This is a genomic window from Oxalobacter vibrioformis (assembly GCF_027118995.1).
Taxonomy (GTDB): Bacteria; Pseudomonadota; Gammaproteobacteria; order Burkholderiales; family Burkholderiaceae_D; genus Oxalobacter; species Oxalobacter vibrioformis.
Genome location: NZ_CP098242.1, coordinates 1,712,250 through 1,727,576, shown reverse-complemented (window position 1 = coordinate 1,727,576; position 15,327 = coordinate 1,712,250). Strand labels below are relative to the sequence as shown.

The window sequence follows — 15,327 nt, the reverse complement described above, 5'->3', positions numbered from 1 at the left end:
TATCAGAGAAAGACCAACAGGGCATGGGATCAGGAAACTATACGTTCAGAAGCAGGCCCCGCATGATGCCATGGCTGCTCATTGCAGCAGTCGTCGTCATAGCGGATCAGCTGACCAAACTCTGGATGGTAAAGCTGCTCGATGGGGTACCGGTCATCAAGCTGACGGCATTTCTTAATCTGGTACTGGCCTATAACAAGGGCGCCGCTTTCAGTTTTCTGGCCTCGGCTTCAGGCTGGCAGCGTTATTTTTTTACGGGCGTGAGCCTCATTGCCATTGTCTTTATCCTGTACTTCATGCGTAAAAATGCCGGACAAAAACTGTTTTGCTGGGCATTTGCCCTGATTTTAGGCGGTGCCATCGGCAATCTGATTGACCGGCTCCTTTATGGCCAGGTCACGGATTTCATTGATTTTTATATCGGCACATGGCACTGGCCGGCTTTCAACATAGCCGACAGTGCCATTACCATTGGCGCCGTGTTATTTATACTTGATGAGCTCAGGCGTGTTAACAGGAGCAAATAACCGATGACATCATCAAATCCCCTTAATCCGTCAGGAGGTGGTATGCAACTCTCCGGTAAAAAAATTGTTCTGGGACTGACCGGCGGTATCGCCTGTTACAAATCCGCTGAATTTGCCCGTGCCCTCATCCGCGACGGGGCATCAGTGCAGGTGGTCATGACGGATGGTGCGACGCGCTTCATCACCCCCCTGACCATGCAGTCCCTCACAGGATATCCTGTCCATACCAGCCAGTGGGAAGCGCCACCGGCAAACATGATTCCGCACATCGACCTTATCCGGGGAGCTGACGCCATTGTTATTGCGCCCTGTACGGCCAATTTCATGGCCAAGCTGGCCAATGGCATTGCGGACGATCTGCTGTCGTCCATGTGCCTGGCACGCCAGTCCCATGTGCCGTTCATGGTGGCTCCCGCCATGAATGTCGAGATGTGGCAAAACACGGCAACCCAGCGGAATGTGGCGCAACTGAAAGCGGATGGCATCGGCATACTGGGACCGGCAGCCGGTTACCAGGCTTGCGGCGACACCGGCATGGGACGGATGCTGGAACCGCACGAACTGCTGGAAGAAGTGATTGCAGCTTTCCAGCCCAAGGCCCTGGCAGGAAAACGCGTGCTGATTACTGCCGGACCGACGTTTGAGCCGATTGACCCGGTTCGCGGCATCACCAACCGCTCATCCGGCAAGATGGGCTATGCGGTAGCGTGCGCCGCCCGGGAAGCCGGCGCTGAAGTCCACCTGGTTTCCGGCCCGACAGCACTTGCCACGCCTTATGGCGTCATGCGCTACGATGTCACGACGGCTGTCCAGATGCATGAAATGGTCATGTCACTGGTAAGCGGGCAGGATATCTTCATCGCTGTTGCCGCTGTGGCCGACTGGCGTGTGGCCAATGCCAGCAACCAGAAACTCAAGAAAGACGGCAGCGGTATGCCTGTGCTGGAATTTGATGAAAATCCGGATATTTTAGCGTCTGTTGCCCAGCTTGATCATCCTCCCTACTGTGTCGGCTTTGCCGCTGAATCGGAAAACCTGCTCCAGTATGGTGAGGAAAAACGCTTGCGCAAGGAAATCCCGCTTCTGGTCGGCAATATCGGACATGAGACCTTTGGCCTTGATGAAAACGAACTGGTCCTTTTTGATGAAAAAGGCAATACCCGCCTGCCGCGGGCCGACAAGCAGGCCCTGGCGCGAGAACTGATCCAGGCAATCGCCAAACGGATCTGAAACCGTATCCCATGAAAACCATTGATCTCAACATTGTAGATGCCCGCATGAAAGAACACCTGCCGGCCTATGCAACCGCCGGCAGTGCAGGGCTGGATCTGCGTGCATGCCTGGATGAGCCGCTTGTTTTTGAACCGGGAGACACGCATCTGGTTCCGACCGGGCTTGCCATCCATATTGCGGACCCCGGCTATGCCGCGGTTATCCTGCCGCGTAGCGGCATGGGCCACAAGCATGGTATGGTACTTGGCAATCTGGTTGGTCTGATCGATTCCGACTACCAGGGACAACTCATGGTTTCCGCGTGGAACCGGGGCCGGGAAACTTATACCTTGAATCCGATGGAAAGGCTGGCACAGCTTGTTATCGTGCCGGTGCTCCAGGTCGCATTCAATGTGGTTGATGAATTTGGAGAAAGCCAGCGAAAAGACGGTGGCTTTGGCAGTACGGGAATAAAATAAAGGAAACGCTGATTACATGATTTTGGGAGATGAGGTGCAAGGCGCACGGAGCGAAGCAACCAGGACATATCTTAAGATAGGCGAAGGTTGCGAGCACCGCGTAACGCAGCAATTCGCTCTCAAAGCCTTTTAATCAGCGTTTCCAAAAAAATCAGGCTATCACTATGACACATGTATTCTTTTCTTTTCCCCGTTTATTGACGGCGTTTCACCACAAGGCAGGACGGATTGCAGCACTCTTTGCCGTTTTCCTCCTGGCGGCCTGTGCGGGCGCCCCGGCGCTGGATCAGCCGGAGAATTACAGCCAGTTGCCAAAGGATGACAAACTCCGTCATATCGTCGATATGCAGGATCGCCTTGACCGGGTTTCCGGTACGCTCCAGATAGGCAATGCAGACCTCTGCCGCAACCAGGTGCGCAACCTGCTTGGATTTGCCGCAACGAACAAATACTCCTACTCTTCCGGCATGACATCTACCGCATCCCAGGTATTCGGGATGGATGAAAGGCTGCAGGTGACCAATGTCATCCCGGGAGGCGGCGCACAGAGGGCCGGACTGGAACGTGGCGATATCCTCCTGACAATTGAAGGCAAACCGGTGCCGCAAGGACCGACAGCCGAAACGGAAACGGTGAAACTGCTTTCCCCGATTGTCTCGAAAAATTCATCCGTCAAAATGAGAATCGACCGCAACGGCACGTCTTATGACCTGGTTGTACCGCTGACGCGGGCCTGTGGTTTCAGGGTCGAACTAGGACATACCGACAATGTGAATGCCTATTCGGACGGGCAGCGTATTCTCATTACGCGCGGCATGATGCGTTTTGCCGCCAATGACAACGAACTGGCCTATGTCATCGGCAAGGAAATGGCGCACAATATCCTGAATCACGCCCGTACCCTGCAGACGACTGAAGCAAACAAAAAGACCATCGACAACCTGATACAGGTAACACCAAAAGCAACCATCACCAGCAAACCGGCCAAACCCATGACCAAACAGTTTGACCTGGACTCAGACACGCTGGGACTGGCCATGGCGTTAAGAGCCGGTTATGGAATTGATTCGGCCGTGGATTTCTGGACACGTTTCATCCGTGCCTATCCAGCCTCCAATGTGGCATCTTATACTGCGGCCCACCCCAACAGCCGTGCCCGCCTTGAACTGATGCCCAAATCCATTTCCCGGATCAAATCAGCGGAAAAAAGAAAGCAAGCGCTTTCCAGACAAAAGTAACCGCTGTATCAAACCCGAAAATATCGCATCAACCACCTAACTACTGCAGAGGCTCAAGATTAACGTTACGCTCATCTGGATTCTGCTGGCTGTACTCATCTCCGGTGTTGCAAGCCTGAGTATTGCCGCTGTGCTGTCGTTTTCGACCATGTCAAAAATGGTGGAACGGATGGTCAGCCTGTCTGTCGGTGTCATGCTGTCCACCACCTTTTTGCATGCGCTTCCTGAAGCGTTCGAGATGACACATGATCCTGTGGGTCTTTTCGCGACCGTATTAGGCGGTCTTTTGGGATTCTTCCTGCTGGAAAAATTCTCCGTTTTGCGGCACTCGCATCACCATGAAGGCGACGGCCATGACCATGAAGCCGGCCACGACAAGCGGGAAGCCGGCTCCACCGGGTGGATGATCCTGGTTGGCGACGGATTTCACAATTTTACGGATGGTATCATGATCGCCGCAGCTTTCATGGCTGACGTCCAACTGGGCGTTATTACCGCACTGGCTATCTTTGCGCACGAAATTCCACAGGAAGTGGGAGATTTTATTGTTCTGTTGAATGCAGGATTTTCCCGGACACGCGCTTATGTTTACAACCTGTTGTGCAGTTTGCTGGCTGTTGTCGGCGGGCTGGTCGGCTATTACACGCTGGAGCAGGTGCAAAGCCTGATTCCCTACGTGCTGGCGCTGGCCTCAGCCGGATTCATCTATATTGCCGTCTCCGACCTTATCCCCCAAATGCAGCGGCGCACGTCAATCAGGGAAACCATTCCCCAGATCATCCTGATTACCGTGGGCGTTGCCATTATTTTTGTCATTACCAGCAGCATGCATGGACACGCGCATTAGGGCGTATTAACACACCCTGAAAAGTCTCTGCCCGATTTTTTCCGGGTACGCCAGGAGGTGGCGGAAAAGGAGGCAACACCAGATGAATTCCCCCTCATCTCTGCTATTAGGCTTCTTACCCTGACACCCTCGTGTTGAGGTCGCGTATATTCGAACGAAAAACTATCTATACGACTCTTATTCTCTATATCTTTGCTTTTTTCGCCCTGGGAATGGCTCTGTGCGGATATTACATTTACCAGGAAAAACCACTGCCCTGAAACGCCAGATGGTGAAAAAATGCTACGGTATCGCGTCAGCAACCGCAACTGTCATTGAACAGGATATTGCCGGATACAAAGAATTTATCAAAACACGGGATACCCGCTCGCCTTATTACTGGCGGATCAAGTCCATTATGGAAAATATCCGGACGGACAATGAAGGAAGCATTATCTATCTGTATACGGAGATCCGCCTGTCAGATGACAGGATGATGTATATCCTCGATGGAGAAAAGGAGGGCAGCAGCACCTTTTCCCCTCCAGGCTCAACAGACTCCCTCACAGAATCCCGCCGCATAGCGTATGAAACAAAAGCACCGTACATGGGTTATTTTGTCACCAATAAATGGGGAACGCTTCTGTCTGCCTACGCACCCATCACCAACCAGGAAACGGGAGAATTCATCGGCCTGGCTGGCTCGGATGTTTCCCCGGGTCAATACAATGAGATCACTGATTATCAACTCCTGATCATCCTGGGCTCCATCGGCATGATGCTTTTGCTGAGGGCGACCATCCTTGTGGCATCCAGCGGACGCATTGAAAAAACGATCATGCGTGATGGCCTGACGGGCGCCTATAAAAATCCTATTTCCTTCACGCACTCAAAAGGCAGATCGGCGAAGCGGGCAGAACAAAAATACCTGTCACCGTGATGATGGCCGATCTGGATAATTTTAAAAACATCAACGATACCTACGGCCATCCGTTCGGCGACATCGTACTGGAAGCTGTCGCAAAAGCCCTCTCCACCGGACTGCGGCAAAGTGACTGCCTTGCCCGGTATGGCGGCGAGGAATTTGTTGCGTTTTTCCCCGGCCTCTCCGGAAAAATATGGCGTCGAAATGATGCATCGGCTAAAAAACAGCCGCGGGGAAATCCGGTTTCATCTTTCCGATAACAGCAATTTGGCCGCCAGTCCCAGAAAAACCACACCCGCAACGCGGTTCATAACCTTTTGTGCTTTCTCTGAGCGCTTGAGCCAGTCGCCCAGCGTACCGGCTGCCAGGGCAATGGCGCCAAAAACCAGAATGGACGCCAATATAAAAAAGCCGCCTAAAATCAGCATCTGAATGGAAATCGAACCCCGGGCGGGATTCGCAAACTGGGGAAGAAACGCCAGAAAGAAAATGGTAACCTTGGGATTGGTAATATTCATGATGATCCCGCGGCGAAAAAGCTGTGCATGTGTCAACGTGCTTTTTTCGCCTTCAATTTCTGTAGCTCCCGCCCGGAAAGCGCCCCATGCCAGATAAATCAGATAACCGGCACCAGCGAGCTTCAACAGCGTGAAGGCCAACTCAGACGTCTGGAAAATAACGGCAACCCCAAGGGATACGCCGGTCGTGTGAACCAGCAGGCCGGAACACAAACCCAGCACAACCAGGATACCGGCCTTCCTGCCGCGAAGTGCCGACTGCGTCAGGACAAAGATATTGTCCGGGCCGGGCGCAATGGCGAGAATAATGCAGGCAATAAAATAGGTAACAAGGACATCAGACGGAATCATGCGGCATTCATGTAAAAGAAACGTGTGGAAAGAAAGGATACCCCAAGCCCTGCCTGCCGCCAATCACCTGTTGCATTTTTTGATGAAAAATCAGCCACCTGAATTGACGCCGGAGGAAAGCAGGGTCTATAATGCAAGGCTTCCCATACGCTCGGGAATATGACAGAAGGCTGAGTCCGTCCGTTTTTGACGCCGGAACCACCCGTTTGAGCGAATAAAAACCAATAGGAATAACCATGAAAACCTTTTCCGCCAAGGACCATGAAGTCCAGCGCGAGTGGTTTGTGATTGACGCAACCGACAAGGTGCTCGGACGTGTTGCCAGCGAAGTGGCACGCCGACTGCGCGGCAAACACAAGCCGGAGTACACCCCGCACGTCGATACCGGCGACTACATCATCGTGGTCAATGCCGGCAAACTGCGTGTGACTGGCGCAAAAAACACCGACAAGAAATACTATACCCACAGCGGCTATCCCGGTGGCATCTATGAAACGACATTTGGAAAAATGCAGCAGCGTTTTCCTGGCCGTGCCCTGGAAAAAGCCGTCAAGGGCATGCTGCCGAAAGGTCCGCTTGGCTACGCCATGATCAAAAAGCTGAAGGTATACGGTGGTGACACCCACCCGCACACCGCGCAGCAACCCAAGCCACTCGACATCTAAGGAGCTGACATGATCGGTAACTACAATTATGGAACCGGCCGTCGCAAAAGTGCAGTGGCTCGTGTATTTCTCAAAAGCGGCACCGGCAAAATCACCGTCAATGGCAAGCCGGCCGAAGATTATTTTTCACGCCAGACCGGCCTGATGATCATTCGTCAGCCGCTGGAACTGACTGACAACCTTGAGCGTTTTGACATCATGGTCAATGTCCATGGTGGCGGCGAATCCGGCCAGGCAGGTGCTGTGCGTCATGGTATCAGCCGTGCGCTGGTGGACTATGACACCGCACTGAAACCGGACCTGTCCAAAGCAGGCTTCATCACTCGTGACGCCCGTGAAGTCGAACGCAAGAAAGTCGGCCTTCGCAAAGCGCGCAGAGCGAAGCAGTTCTCCAAGCGTTAATTGTTTGCAAAAGGCCTGCTGCCACGGCACAGGCCTTTATCGCTTTCAAAGCCGCCAGTACCTGTACTGGCGGCTTTTTTGTATCCGGCATGCGGGTTTTTAACGCAGAAAAGAAAAACAGGCTTTACAATGTGGCTCATTCATTTCATGTTCAGTGAGGATTATCATGATCAAGGTTGGAATCGTAGGAGGAACAGGCTATACCGGCGTCGAACTGCTGCGCCTCTTGTCAGCCCATCCGCGGGCGCGTCTTACTGCCATCACTTCCCGAAACGAGAGCGGCCTGCATGTCGCGAAAATGTATCCCTCCCTGCGCGGCCTGGTGGACCTGGCTTTCACCTCGCCTGACGAAACCCGGCTGACCGATTGTGATGTCGTCTTTTTTGCCACCCCGCATGGTGTCGCCATGGAACAGGCGCCGGAACTGCTTTTAGGCGGCGTAAAAGTCATTGATCTGGCGGCTGACTTCCGTTTCCAGGACAAGGTCGTCTTCCAGGAATGGTACGGCATGCCGCATTCCCAGCCCGACATTCTGGCAGAAGCAGTGTATGGCCTGCCGGAGATCAATCGTGAAGCCATCAAAAAAGCCCGTGTGATTGGCCTTCCCGGCTGCTACCCGACAACCGTCCAGCTTGGCTATGCACCGCTTTTGCGTCAGGATAAGCCCCTCATTGATGAATCCCGGCTGATTGCCGACTGCAAATCCGGCACCTCGGGTGCCGGACGCCGGGCAGAAATCGGCATGCTGATGGCAGAAGCCTCGGACAATTTCCGGGCTTATGGTGTTTCCGGGCATCGTCATCAGCCGGAAATCATGCAGGGATTGAAAGCGATGACAAAAAACCGGCGGGAAATCGGCCTGACTTTTGTGCCGCATCTGACCCCCATGATCCGGGGCATTCATTCCACGCTGTATGCAACCCTTTTACCCGAAGCGCGTGATATGGATTTCCAGGCACTTTACGAAAACCATTACCGCACCGATCCTTTCGTGGATGTCATGCCGGCAGGCAGCCATCCGGACACCCGCTCCGTCAGGGGCTCCAATTTCCTGCGCATCGCCCTGCACCGTCCGGGCAACGGCGATACACTGGTCATCCTCGTGGTAGAGGACAATCTGGTCAAGGGCGCGGCAGGACAGGGTGTCCAGTGCATGAACCTGATGTTTGGCCTGGACGAGACCACGGGCCTTATCCATGCGCCTCTCGTCCCCTGATGGCGATCAAGCAGGAAAATAACAGGTCGCTTATAATAAAACCATCTTATTTATTCTGGAGTACACAATGAATGCAGCAATTGAAATGCCAGCACCGATCAACTTCACTGACAGCGCGGCAAACAAGGTGGCTGAGCTGATCGCAGAAGAAGGCAACCCGGATCTCAAACTCCGTGTTTTTGTTCAGGGCGGCGGCTGTTCAGGTTTTCAGTATGGTTTCACTTTTGATGAATCCGTCAATGACGATGACACCACCATGATGAAAAACGGGGTACAACTGCTGATTGACGCCATCAGCTACCAGTATCTGGTCGGCGCTGAAATTGATTATCGTGAAGATATCAATGGCTCGCAGTTTGTCATCAAAAACCCGAATGTCTCCACCACCTGCGGCTGCGGCTCTTCCTTCGCGCCCTGATAAAACTGCCATACGAAAAGGACGCTGCCATGCGTCCTTTTTTGTCTCCTGAAGCCAGCCTCTTCCGTCTGGCATGACCTCCAACAAAACTTTTTCACTTTTGCTATACTTGAGTAAAAAATTCAAGTATTATCCTATCCCTGTTCGGATAATTCACCGGAAATAACGTTATGCGTCTGACAACAAAAGGCCGTTTTGCCGTAAATGCCATGATTGACCTGACCCGAAACGAGGGTAACGGCCCGGTCACGCTTGCCAGTATCAGTGATCGGCAGGATATTTCGGTTGCCTATCTGGAACAGCTTTTTTCCAAGCTGCGCCGCCGTGACCTAGTCAAATCCATCCGTGGGCCTGGCGGTGGCTACCGTCTCTCGCGGGATGCTGCAGATATCACGGTAGCCGATATTGTTTTTGCCGTGGATGAGCCGCTTGATGTGACCCGCTGCCAGGGCAATGGCAATTGCCAGCAGAGCGCAAAAGGCAATATTGAATGCATTACCCACAACCTGTGGGCCAGCCTGAATGAGCGTATCGTTGACTATCTGGAATCCGTCTCCCTTGCGAAACTGGCAGGACAGGAGCGCGGAAAACCGGCCAGGCCCTCTGCCGGCGCCATCAACCAGGCGATCGTCTTTCAGGGGGAGTAAAGGACAAGCCATGAGTACACCAGTAAATGAAACCGCATGCAGTATTATTCTGCCGGACATGACGTCAGAGCCTGTTCATCCTGTTTACATGGATTATTCGGCAACCACGCCGGTGGACCCCCGTGTTGCCGACAAGATGATTCCTTACCTGGTTGAGCGTTTCGGCAATCCGGCATCGAGCAGCCACATGTATGGCTGGGAAGCGGAAAAAGCGGTAGAAGAAGCCAGAAGCCATGTTGCTGACATGATCAATGCTGATCCACGCGAAATCATCTGGACATCCGGCGCAACAGAAAGCAACAACCTGGCCTTGAAAGGCGCCGCCCATTTTTACAAGAATCGCGGCAAACACATTATCACCGTGAATACGGAACACAAGGCGGTACTGGATACCGTGCAGGAACTGGAACGCCAGGGCTTTGAGGCAACCTATCTTGATCCGCAGGAAAACGGCCTGATCACACTGGAGCAACTGGAAAAAGCCATCCGTCCCGATACGATCCTGGTATCGGTCATGTGGGTTAACAATGAAATCGGCGTCATTCAACCGATTGCCGAAATCGGTGCGCTCTGCCGGGAACGCGGCATTATTTTCCATTGTGATGCGGCCCAGGCTGTCGGTAAGGTAGAAATCGACCTCAAAAAAACAAAAATTGATCTGCTGACTGTCACGGCACATAAAGTTTATGGCCCCAAAGGCGTTGGCGCACTTTACGTTTGCCGCCGTCCGCGTGTGCGCCTGGAAGCCCAGATGCATGGCGGCGGTCACGAGCGTGGACTGCGCTCCGGCACGCTCCCCACCCACCAGATTGTCGGCATGGGTGAAGCTTTCCGGATTGCCAGAGAAGAAATGGATGAGGAAAATGCCAGGATGCGGGTGTTTTCGGAGCGGCTTGCAAAAGGCCTGTCTGCAATCGAGGCAACCGTGATTAACGGCGATATGGAGCACCGCGTCCCGCATAATCTCAATGTCAGCTTCAATTACATTGAAGGTGAGTCGCTCATGATGTCCATGAAGGGCCTGGCAGTCTCTTCCGGCTCAGCCTGTACATCGGCCACTCTGGAACCCTCCTACGTATTGCGCTCCCTGGGCAGAAGTGATGAACTGGCACACAGTTCGATCCGTTTTACCATCGGGCGTTTTACGACCGAGCAGGAAATCGACTATGCGATTGCCCTGGTAACGGAACGGGTTGCCAAGTTGCGTGAACTTTCCCCATTGTGGGACATGTACAAGGAAGGCGTGGATCTTTCGACTATCCAGTGGGCAGCCCACTGAAAAGCCAAGGAAACGGAGTAACACATGACATATTCGCATAAAGTACTTGATCATTATGAAAACCCGCGCAATGTCGGCGCTTTTGACAAGGATGACGAAACCGTGGGTACCGGCATGGTTGGCGCCCCGGCCTGTGGCGATGTGATGAAGCTGCAGATCAAGGTCAACAAGGAAGGCATGATTGAAGACGCCCGGTTCAAGACCTACGGGTGCGGTTCAGCCATTGCCTCAAGCTCGCTCGTGACGGAATGGGTCAAGGGGAAAACCCTGGATGAAGCGCTGGCAATCAAGAATTCGGAAATTGCCGAGGAGCTCGCCCTCCCCCCGGTGAAGATCCACTGTTCCATCCTGGCAGAAGATGCCATCAAGGCGGCAGTGGCGGATTATCGTCAGCGCAACACCGATACGGAAAACACCTGAGGAAACGCCGATTAAATGATTTTGGGAGATGAAGTGCAAGGCGCACGGCGCGCAGCAATCAAGACATATCTTAAGATAGGCGAAGGTGGCGAGCACCGCGTAACGCAGCAATTCGCTCTCAAAGCCTTTTAATCAGCGTTTCCCTGAGTTTTAAAGGAGCATATATGGCAGTCACACTGACAGAAAAAGCCGCACGGCACATTTCCCGTTTCCTGGAAAAGCGTGGGAAGGGGATTGGATTGCGATTCGGCGTGCAGACAACCGGCTGTTCAGGCATGGCCTACAAGCTGGAATACGTGGATGAAGCAGAAACGGATGATCTGGTATTTGAGTCACAAGGCGTCAAGGTGTTTGTCGATGCAAAAAGCCTGCCCTATGTGGATGGTACCGAGCTTGACTATACCCGTGAAGGGTTGAATGAAGGCTTCCGATTTTATAATCCCAACGTCAAGGATACCTGCGGCTGCGGTGACAGCTTCAGGATCTGACGCCAATAGCGCCAGCCCCGATTGCCAGGGATATGCAGAATCATTTCGCCCTTTTCAAATTGCCTGAGCAGTTTGCCATGGACAGGCAGGCGCTTGATACAGCCTATCGCGAAATACAGCGGCTGGTGCATCCGGACCGTTTTGTCAACGCCCCGGCATCTGATAAGCGTGCCGCCCTGCAATGGGCATCGTTGGCAAATGATGCCTACCAGACCCTTCGCAATCCCCTCAAACGTGCCGCCTACCTGTGCAGTTTGAATGGCTTCCCCCTGGATGCGGAAACATCCGGCCCATCCATGCCGCCTGATTTCATCTTCGAGCAGATCGAGTGGCGGGAACACCTGGACAATGCAAAAATCGACAAGGATCTGGGGGCGCTTGAAACCCTGGGAGAACATTTGCGCAAACGCACAGCAGAACAGATGACGCTGATTGAAAACGCGCTCAACAACAGGCAGTTTTCTTCAGCCGTACAGGAAGTCAGAAAAATGATGTTTTTGCAAAAATTCGCTGAGGAAATCAGTTTTGCCTTTGATGCGCTCGATAAAACCGACCCGACCTGATCATGGCACTTCTCCAGATATCCGAACCGGGCATGGCCCCTCTCCCTCACCAGTCAAAACTGGCGGCAGGCATTGATCTCGGCACCACCCATTCCCTGGTGGCCACCGTCAGAAACAGCATCCCCGAAGTACTGGATGATGAAACAGGACGCCCGCTTTTACCTTCCGTCGTCCAGTATCTGCCCGATGGATATGCCAAAACGGGCTACACCGCACAGGCATCACAGACCACTGACCCCAAGAACACCATTGTGTCCGTCAAACGACTGATGGGAAGAGGCATCAGCGATATCACCCATATCGAAAACATGCCGTACGATTTTGTGGACCAGCCGGGTATGGTGCAGATCCGGACGGTTGCCGGCACCAAAAGCCCGGTGGAAATATCCGCAGAAATCCTGGCAACATTGCGCCAGCGTGCTGAAGATGCGCTGGGTGATGAACTGGTGGGGGCTGTTATTACCGTTCCGGCCTATTTTGATGATGCGCAACGGCAGGCGACCAAGGATGCGGCAAAACTGGCCGGTATTCATGTGCTGCGCCTGCTGAGTGAGCCGACAGCTGCAGCTATCGCCTACGGGCTGGATAATGCGCCGGAAGGCATTTATGCCGCTTACGATCTGGGTGGTGGTACCTTTGATATTTCCATCCTGCGGCTTTCCCGTGGGGTGTTTGAAGTGCTGGCAACCGGTGGCGACTCCGCACTGGGAGGCGATGATTTCGACCACCGTCTTTTCTGCTGGATCATCGAGCAGGCGCAGTTAAAGCCCTTGTCACCTGAAGATACCCGTACGCTGATGGGCAAAGCAAGGGAGGTGAAAGAACGACTCTCCTCCCGGGTCAAAACACGCCTTAAAGCCACGCTTCAATCCGGCGAACACGTCAATCTGGACATCACGGCAGAAACCTTTGAACAAATCACGCATCATCTTGTCTGCAAGACAGCGAAGCTGGCACGGGAAGCACTTCATGCCGCCGGGCTTGTTCCGGAGGATGTGCAGGGTGTGGTACTCATTGGCGGCGCCACACGCATGCCACACGTCCGCAAGGAAGTGCAAAAGCTTTTCGGCAAAACGCCGCATGCCAATATTGACCCGGAAAAAGTCGTGGCACTGGGAGCTGCCATGCAGGCAAATCTTCTGGCGGGTAACCGTTCCCCGGGAGATGACTGGCTGCTCCTGGATGTTATCCCGCTATCCCTTGGTGTTGAAACCATGGGCGAACTGGTCGAAAAAATCATCCCGCGCAACGCCACCATTCCCTGCACCTTTGCCCAGGAATTCACCACTTTCAAGGATGGACAGACTGCCATGAGTATTCATGTGCTTCAGGGCGAACGGGAGCTCGTCAGCGATTGCCGCTCTCTGGCGCGCTTTGAACTGCGCGGTATTCCGCCGATGCCCGCAGGCATGCCGCGCATCCGCATCACCTACCAGGTGGATGCGGATGGCCTCTTGTCTGTATCGGCCAGTGAACTGCACGCGAATGTAGAGGCATCCATTGTCGTCAAGCCATCCTATGGCTTAACCGATACGGAAATTGCCCGCATGCTGGCAGAATCCGGGCAGTCGGCACAAGCGGATATGGAAGCCCGCATGCTGCGGGAAGCGAAGCTGGAAGCCGAACGCATCATTTATGCCACCCGTGCCGCACTAGAAAGCGATGCCGCACTGCTCTCCGAAGAAGAACGCCAGACGATTGAAACCCTGCTCTCGGATATGGAGGGGCTTTCTGAAAGCACACACCCTGCTGTCATTCATACGGCAGTGGAAGCCCTTGCCAAGGGAACCGAAACCTTTGCCGCCCGCCGGATGAACCGCAATATCCAGCAGGCGCTGGCCGGCAAATCCATCCACGACATCACCTGAGGAAACGCTGATTAAATGATTTTGAGAGATGAAGTGCAAGGCGCCCGGAGCGCAGCAACCAAGACATATCTTAAGATAGGCGAAGGGTGCGAGCACCGCGTAACGCAGCAATTCGCTCTCAAAGCCTTTTAAGCAGCGCTTCCCTGAACCACAACCACGGAGAAAAACATGCCCCGTATTGTCGTCCTGCCCCACGAAACCCTCTGCCCGGAAGGTGCCGAATTTGACGCTCCTGAAGGCCAGTCGCTGTGTGATGCACTGCTTGATAACCAGGTGGAAATCGATCATGCCTGTGGTAAATGCAATGCCTGCTCTACCTGCCATGTTGTTATCCGGGAAGGCTTTGACTCACTTTCGCCACCGTCTGAAAGAGAAGAAGACATGCTCGACCGCGCCTGGGGGCTGGAAGACACTTCCCGCCTCTCCTGCCAGGCAAAAATCGGGGAAGAAGACCTGGTCGTCGAAATTCCACGATACTCGGTCAACCGTGTTCGGGAACGCGGCTAATTTCTGCGGGGAGATATTTCCATGAAATGGACAGACACCCTTCGCATCGCAGAGGAACTTTACGATAAATTCCCGGCTGTCGACCCGCTGACCATCCGCTTTACCGACCTGCATCAATGGGTATGTGAACTGGAGGGATTTGACGATGATCCCGAGCGGTCCAATGAACGTATTCTGGAAGCAATCCAGATGGCCTGGATCGACGAGACAAAATAGGCGCTCTATCGCCGGTTCTGTTTCATGATACGTTGCTGTTCACGCTGCCAGTCGCGGTCCTTGATCGTGTCTCGCTTGTCATACTGTTTTTTGCCTTTGGCAAGCCCGACCTCGCACTTGATCCGCCCACGGGAATAATGCAGGTTCAGCGGCACCAGGGTATAACCCGCGCGTTCGACCTTGCCAATCAGTTTGCTGATTTCAGACCCATGCAACAGCAGCTTGCGGGTCCGTACCGGATCCGGGTTAACGTGGGTAGATGCGGTGGGCAGCGGACTGATATGCGCGCCAAAAAGAAAAATCTCGCCATTGCGCACAATGACATAGGCTTCCTTCAATTGCACACGTCCCGCCCGGATCGATTTGACCTCCCAGCCGTCCAGGACCATGCCCGCCTCAAAGCGCTCTTCGATAAAATAATCATGAAATGCTTTTTTATTATCGGTTATAGTCATGGTCAAACCTGATTTACGTGTCAGCAGAAAAAGCGATTCTATCAAATGGAAACGCTGATTACATGATTTTGGGAGATGAAGTGCAAGGCAAACGGAGCAGCAACCAG

Annotated in this window: 21 protein-coding genes; 19 read left to right on the top strand and 2 right to left on the bottom strand. The window is 53.5% G+C overall.

Translation table 11 applies throughout. The features are described 5' to 3' along the window. Positions 1-62 precede the first annotated feature (62 nt). From lspA to NB640_RS08610, 7 genes are all read left to right on the top strand, one after another. Entirely contained in the window at positions 63-527 is a 465-nt protein-coding gene (lspA, locus tag NB640_RS08640) for a signal peptidase II (RefSeq protein ID WP_269308321.1), read from the top strand. 42 nt (positions 528-569) lie between these two features. Then, on the top strand, positions 570-1,757 hold the full coding sequence (coaBC, locus tag NB640_RS08635; RefSeq protein ID WP_269308320.1) for a bifunctional phosphopantothenoylcysteine decarboxylase/phosphopantothenate--cysteine ligase CoaBC: 1,188 nt from the start codon (positions 570-572) through the stop codon (positions 1,755-1,757). Between the two features lie 11 nt (positions 1,758-1,768). Next, positions 1,769-2,218 (top strand): dUTP diphosphatase, encoded by a 450-nt coding sequence (dut, locus tag NB640_RS08630; protein ID WP_269308319.1) that lies wholly within the window; start codon positions 1,769-1,771, stop codon positions 2,216-2,218. Positions 2,219-2,382: 164 nt separating this feature from the next. After that, a complete protein-coding gene (locus NB640_RS08625; RefSeq protein ID WP_269308318.1) occupies positions 2,383-3,456 on the top strand; it encodes a M48 family metallopeptidase in 1,074 nt (357 codons plus the stop codon). Between the two features lie 82 nt (positions 3,457-3,538). Beyond that, complete coding sequence (locus NB640_RS08620; protein ID WP_269310435.1) at positions 3,539-4,303, top strand: ZIP family metal transporter; 765 nt, start codon at positions 3,539-3,541, stop codon at positions 4,301-4,303. A 220-nt stretch (positions 4,304-4,523) separates the two neighbouring features. Further along, positions 4,524-5,222 carry a hypothetical protein gene (locus tag NB640_RS08615; protein ID WP_269308317.1) on the top strand — a complete coding sequence of 233 codons (699 nt, stop codon included), beginning with the start codon at positions 4,524-4,526 and terminating at the stop codon, positions 5,220-5,222. Further along, positions 5,183-5,467 carry a GGDEF domain-containing protein gene (locus NB640_RS08610; RefSeq protein ID WP_332880240.1) on the top strand — a complete coding sequence of 95 codons (285 nt, stop codon included), beginning with the start codon at positions 5,183-5,185 and terminating at the stop codon, positions 5,465-5,467. Before NB640_RS08615 ends, NB640_RS08610 begins: the two co-directional genes overlap by 40 nt. On the opposite strand, the gene NB640_RS08605 is transcribed toward NB640_RS08610, so the two are convergent. After that, a complete protein-coding gene (locus NB640_RS08605) occupies positions 5,453-6,076 on the bottom strand; it encodes a LysE family translocator (RefSeq protein ID WP_269308316.1) in 624 nt (207 codons plus the stop codon). The two genes, NB640_RS08610 and NB640_RS08605, sit on opposite strands and share 15 nt — an antisense overlap. 236 nt (positions 6,077-6,312) lie before the next feature. Between NB640_RS08605 and rplM the strand changes: the two genes are divergently transcribed. The 12 genes from rplM to iscX all read left to right on the top strand — a co-directional run bounded on the left by rplM (position 6,313) and on the right by iscX (position 14,765). Further along, positions 6,313-6,741, top strand: a complete 429-nt coding sequence (gene rplM / locus NB640_RS08600) for a 50S ribosomal protein L13 (RefSeq protein ID WP_269308315.1) — start codon at positions 6,313-6,315, stop codon at positions 6,739-6,741. A 9-nt stretch (positions 6,742-6,750) separates the two neighbouring features. Then, positions 6,751-7,143 (top strand): 30S ribosomal protein S9, encoded by a 393-nt coding sequence (gene rpsI / locus NB640_RS08595; RefSeq protein WP_269308314.1) that lies wholly within the window; start codon positions 6,751-6,753, stop codon positions 7,141-7,143. 166 nt (positions 7,144-7,309) lie between these two features. Then, positions 7,310-8,359 carry an N-acetyl-gamma-glutamyl-phosphate reductase gene (argC, locus tag NB640_RS08590; protein WP_269308313.1) on the top strand — a complete coding sequence of 350 codons (1,050 nt, stop codon included), beginning with the start codon at positions 7,310-7,312 and terminating at the stop codon, positions 8,357-8,359. A gap of 67 nt (positions 8,360-8,426) precedes the next feature. Further along, positions 8,427-8,777, top strand: coding sequence for an iron-sulfur cluster insertion protein ErpA (erpA, locus tag NB640_RS08585; RefSeq protein ID WP_269308312.1), 351 nt, complete (start codon positions 8,427-8,429; stop codon positions 8,775-8,777). 170 nt (positions 8,778-8,947) lie between these two features. Next, positions 8,948-9,424, top strand: coding sequence for an Rrf2 family transcriptional regulator (locus NB640_RS08580; RefSeq protein ID WP_269308311.1), 477 nt, complete (start codon positions 8,948-8,950; stop codon positions 9,422-9,424). A gap of 58 nt (positions 9,425-9,482) precedes the next feature. Continuing rightward, positions 9,483-10,703, top strand: a complete 1,221-nt coding sequence (locus NB640_RS08575) for an IscS subfamily cysteine desulfurase (protein ID WP_269310433.1) — start codon at positions 9,483-9,485, stop codon at positions 10,701-10,703. Positions 10,704-10,727: 24 nt separating this feature from the next. After that, positions 10,728-11,123: a Fe-S cluster assembly scaffold IscU gene (gene iscU / locus NB640_RS08570; protein ID WP_269308310.1), complete on the top strand. Its 396-nt coding sequence runs from the start codon at positions 10,728-10,730 to the stop codon at positions 11,121-11,123. Between the two features lie 164 nt (positions 11,124-11,287). Further along, a complete protein-coding gene (iscA, locus tag NB640_RS08565) occupies positions 11,288-11,611 on the top strand; it encodes an iron-sulfur cluster assembly protein IscA (RefSeq protein ID WP_269308309.1) in 324 nt (107 codons plus the stop codon). A 32-nt stretch (positions 11,612-11,643) separates the two neighbouring features. Next, entirely contained in the window at positions 11,644-12,174 is a 531-nt protein-coding gene (gene hscB / locus NB640_RS08560; RefSeq protein ID WP_269308308.1) for a Fe-S protein assembly co-chaperone HscB, read from the top strand. Positions 12,175-12,176: 2 nt separating this feature from the next. Continuing rightward, complete coding sequence (gene hscA, locus NB640_RS08555) at positions 12,177-14,042, top strand: Fe-S protein assembly chaperone HscA (protein ID WP_269308307.1); 1,866 nt, start codon at positions 12,177-12,179, stop codon at positions 14,040-14,042. 168 nt (positions 14,043-14,210) lie between these two features. Further along, positions 14,211-14,549 carry an ISC system 2Fe-2S type ferredoxin gene (fdx, locus tag NB640_RS08550; RefSeq protein ID WP_269308306.1) on the top strand — a complete coding sequence of 113 codons (339 nt, stop codon included), beginning with the start codon at positions 14,211-14,213 and terminating at the stop codon, positions 14,547-14,549. A gap of 21 nt (positions 14,550-14,570) precedes the next feature. Then, entirely contained in the window at positions 14,571-14,765 is a 195-nt protein-coding gene (iscX, locus tag NB640_RS08545; protein ID WP_269308305.1) for a Fe-S cluster assembly protein IscX, read from the top strand. Between the two features lie 5 nt (positions 14,766-14,770). Here iscX and smpB read toward each other — a convergent pair whose 3' ends face one another. Beyond that, positions 14,771-15,220 carry an SsrA-binding protein SmpB gene (gene smpB / locus NB640_RS08540; protein ID WP_269308304.1) on the bottom strand — a complete coding sequence of 150 codons (450 nt, stop codon included), beginning with the start codon at positions 15,218-15,220 and terminating at the stop codon, positions 14,771-14,773. Between the last annotated feature and the right edge of the window lie 107 nt (positions 15,221-15,327).

Coding starts and splice junctions, on each gene's coding strand:
- smpB (WP_269308304.1), bottom strand. CDS start 15,220: ATGACTATAACCGATAATAAAAAAGCATTTCATGATTATTTTATCGAA.
- NB640_RS08625 (WP_269308318.1), top strand. CDS start 2,383: ATGACACATGTATTCTTTTCTTTTCCCCGTTTATTGACGGCGTTTCAC.
- argC (WP_269308313.1), top strand. CDS start 7,310: ATGATCAAGGTTGGAATCGTAGGAGGAACAGGCTATACCGGCGTCGAA.
- dut (WP_269308319.1), top strand. CDS start 1,769: ATGAAAACCATTGATCTCAACATTGTAGATGCCCGCATGAAAGAACAC.
- iscU (WP_269308310.1), top strand. CDS start 10,728: ATGACATATTCGCATAAAGTACTTGATCATTATGAAAACCCGCGCAAT.
- erpA (WP_269308312.1), top strand. CDS start 8,427: ATGAATGCAGCAATTGAAATGCCAGCACCGATCAACTTCACTGACAGC.
- rplM (WP_269308315.1), top strand. CDS start 6,313: ATGAAAACCTTTTCCGCCAAGGACCATGAAGTCCAGCGCGAGTGGTTT.
- coaBC (WP_269308320.1), top strand. CDS start 570: ATGCAACTCTCCGGTAAAAAAATTGTTCTGGGACTGACCGGCGGTATC.
- NB640_RS08580 (WP_269308311.1), top strand. CDS start 8,948: ATGCGTCTGACAACAAAAGGCCGTTTTGCCGTAAATGCCATGATTGAC.
- hscB (WP_269308308.1), top strand. CDS start 11,644: ATGCAGAATCATTTCGCCCTTTTCAAATTGCCTGAGCAGTTTGCCATG.
- rpsI (WP_269308314.1), top strand. CDS start 6,751: ATGATCGGTAACTACAATTATGGAACCGGCCGTCGCAAAAGTGCAGTG.
- fdx (WP_269308306.1), top strand. CDS start 14,211: ATGCCCCGTATTGTCGTCCTGCCCCACGAAACCCTCTGCCCGGAAGGT.
- iscX (WP_269308305.1), top strand. CDS start 14,571: ATGAAATGGACAGACACCCTTCGCATCGCAGAGGAACTTTACGATAAA.
- NB640_RS08605 (WP_269308316.1), bottom strand. CDS start 6,076: ATGATTCCGTCTGATGTCCTTGTTACCTATTTTATTGCCTGCATTATT.
- hscA (WP_269308307.1), top strand. CDS start 12,177: ATGGCACTTCTCCAGATATCCGAACCGGGCATGGCCCCTCTCCCTCAC.
- iscA (WP_269308309.1), top strand. CDS start 11,288: ATGGCAGTCACACTGACAGAAAAAGCCGCACGGCACATTTCCCGTTTC.
- lspA (WP_269308321.1), top strand. CDS start 63: ATGATGCCATGGCTGCTCATTGCAGCAGTCGTCGTCATAGCGGATCAG.
- NB640_RS08575 (WP_269310433.1), top strand. CDS start 9,483: ATGACGTCAGAGCCTGTTCATCCTGTTTACATGGATTATTCGGCAACC.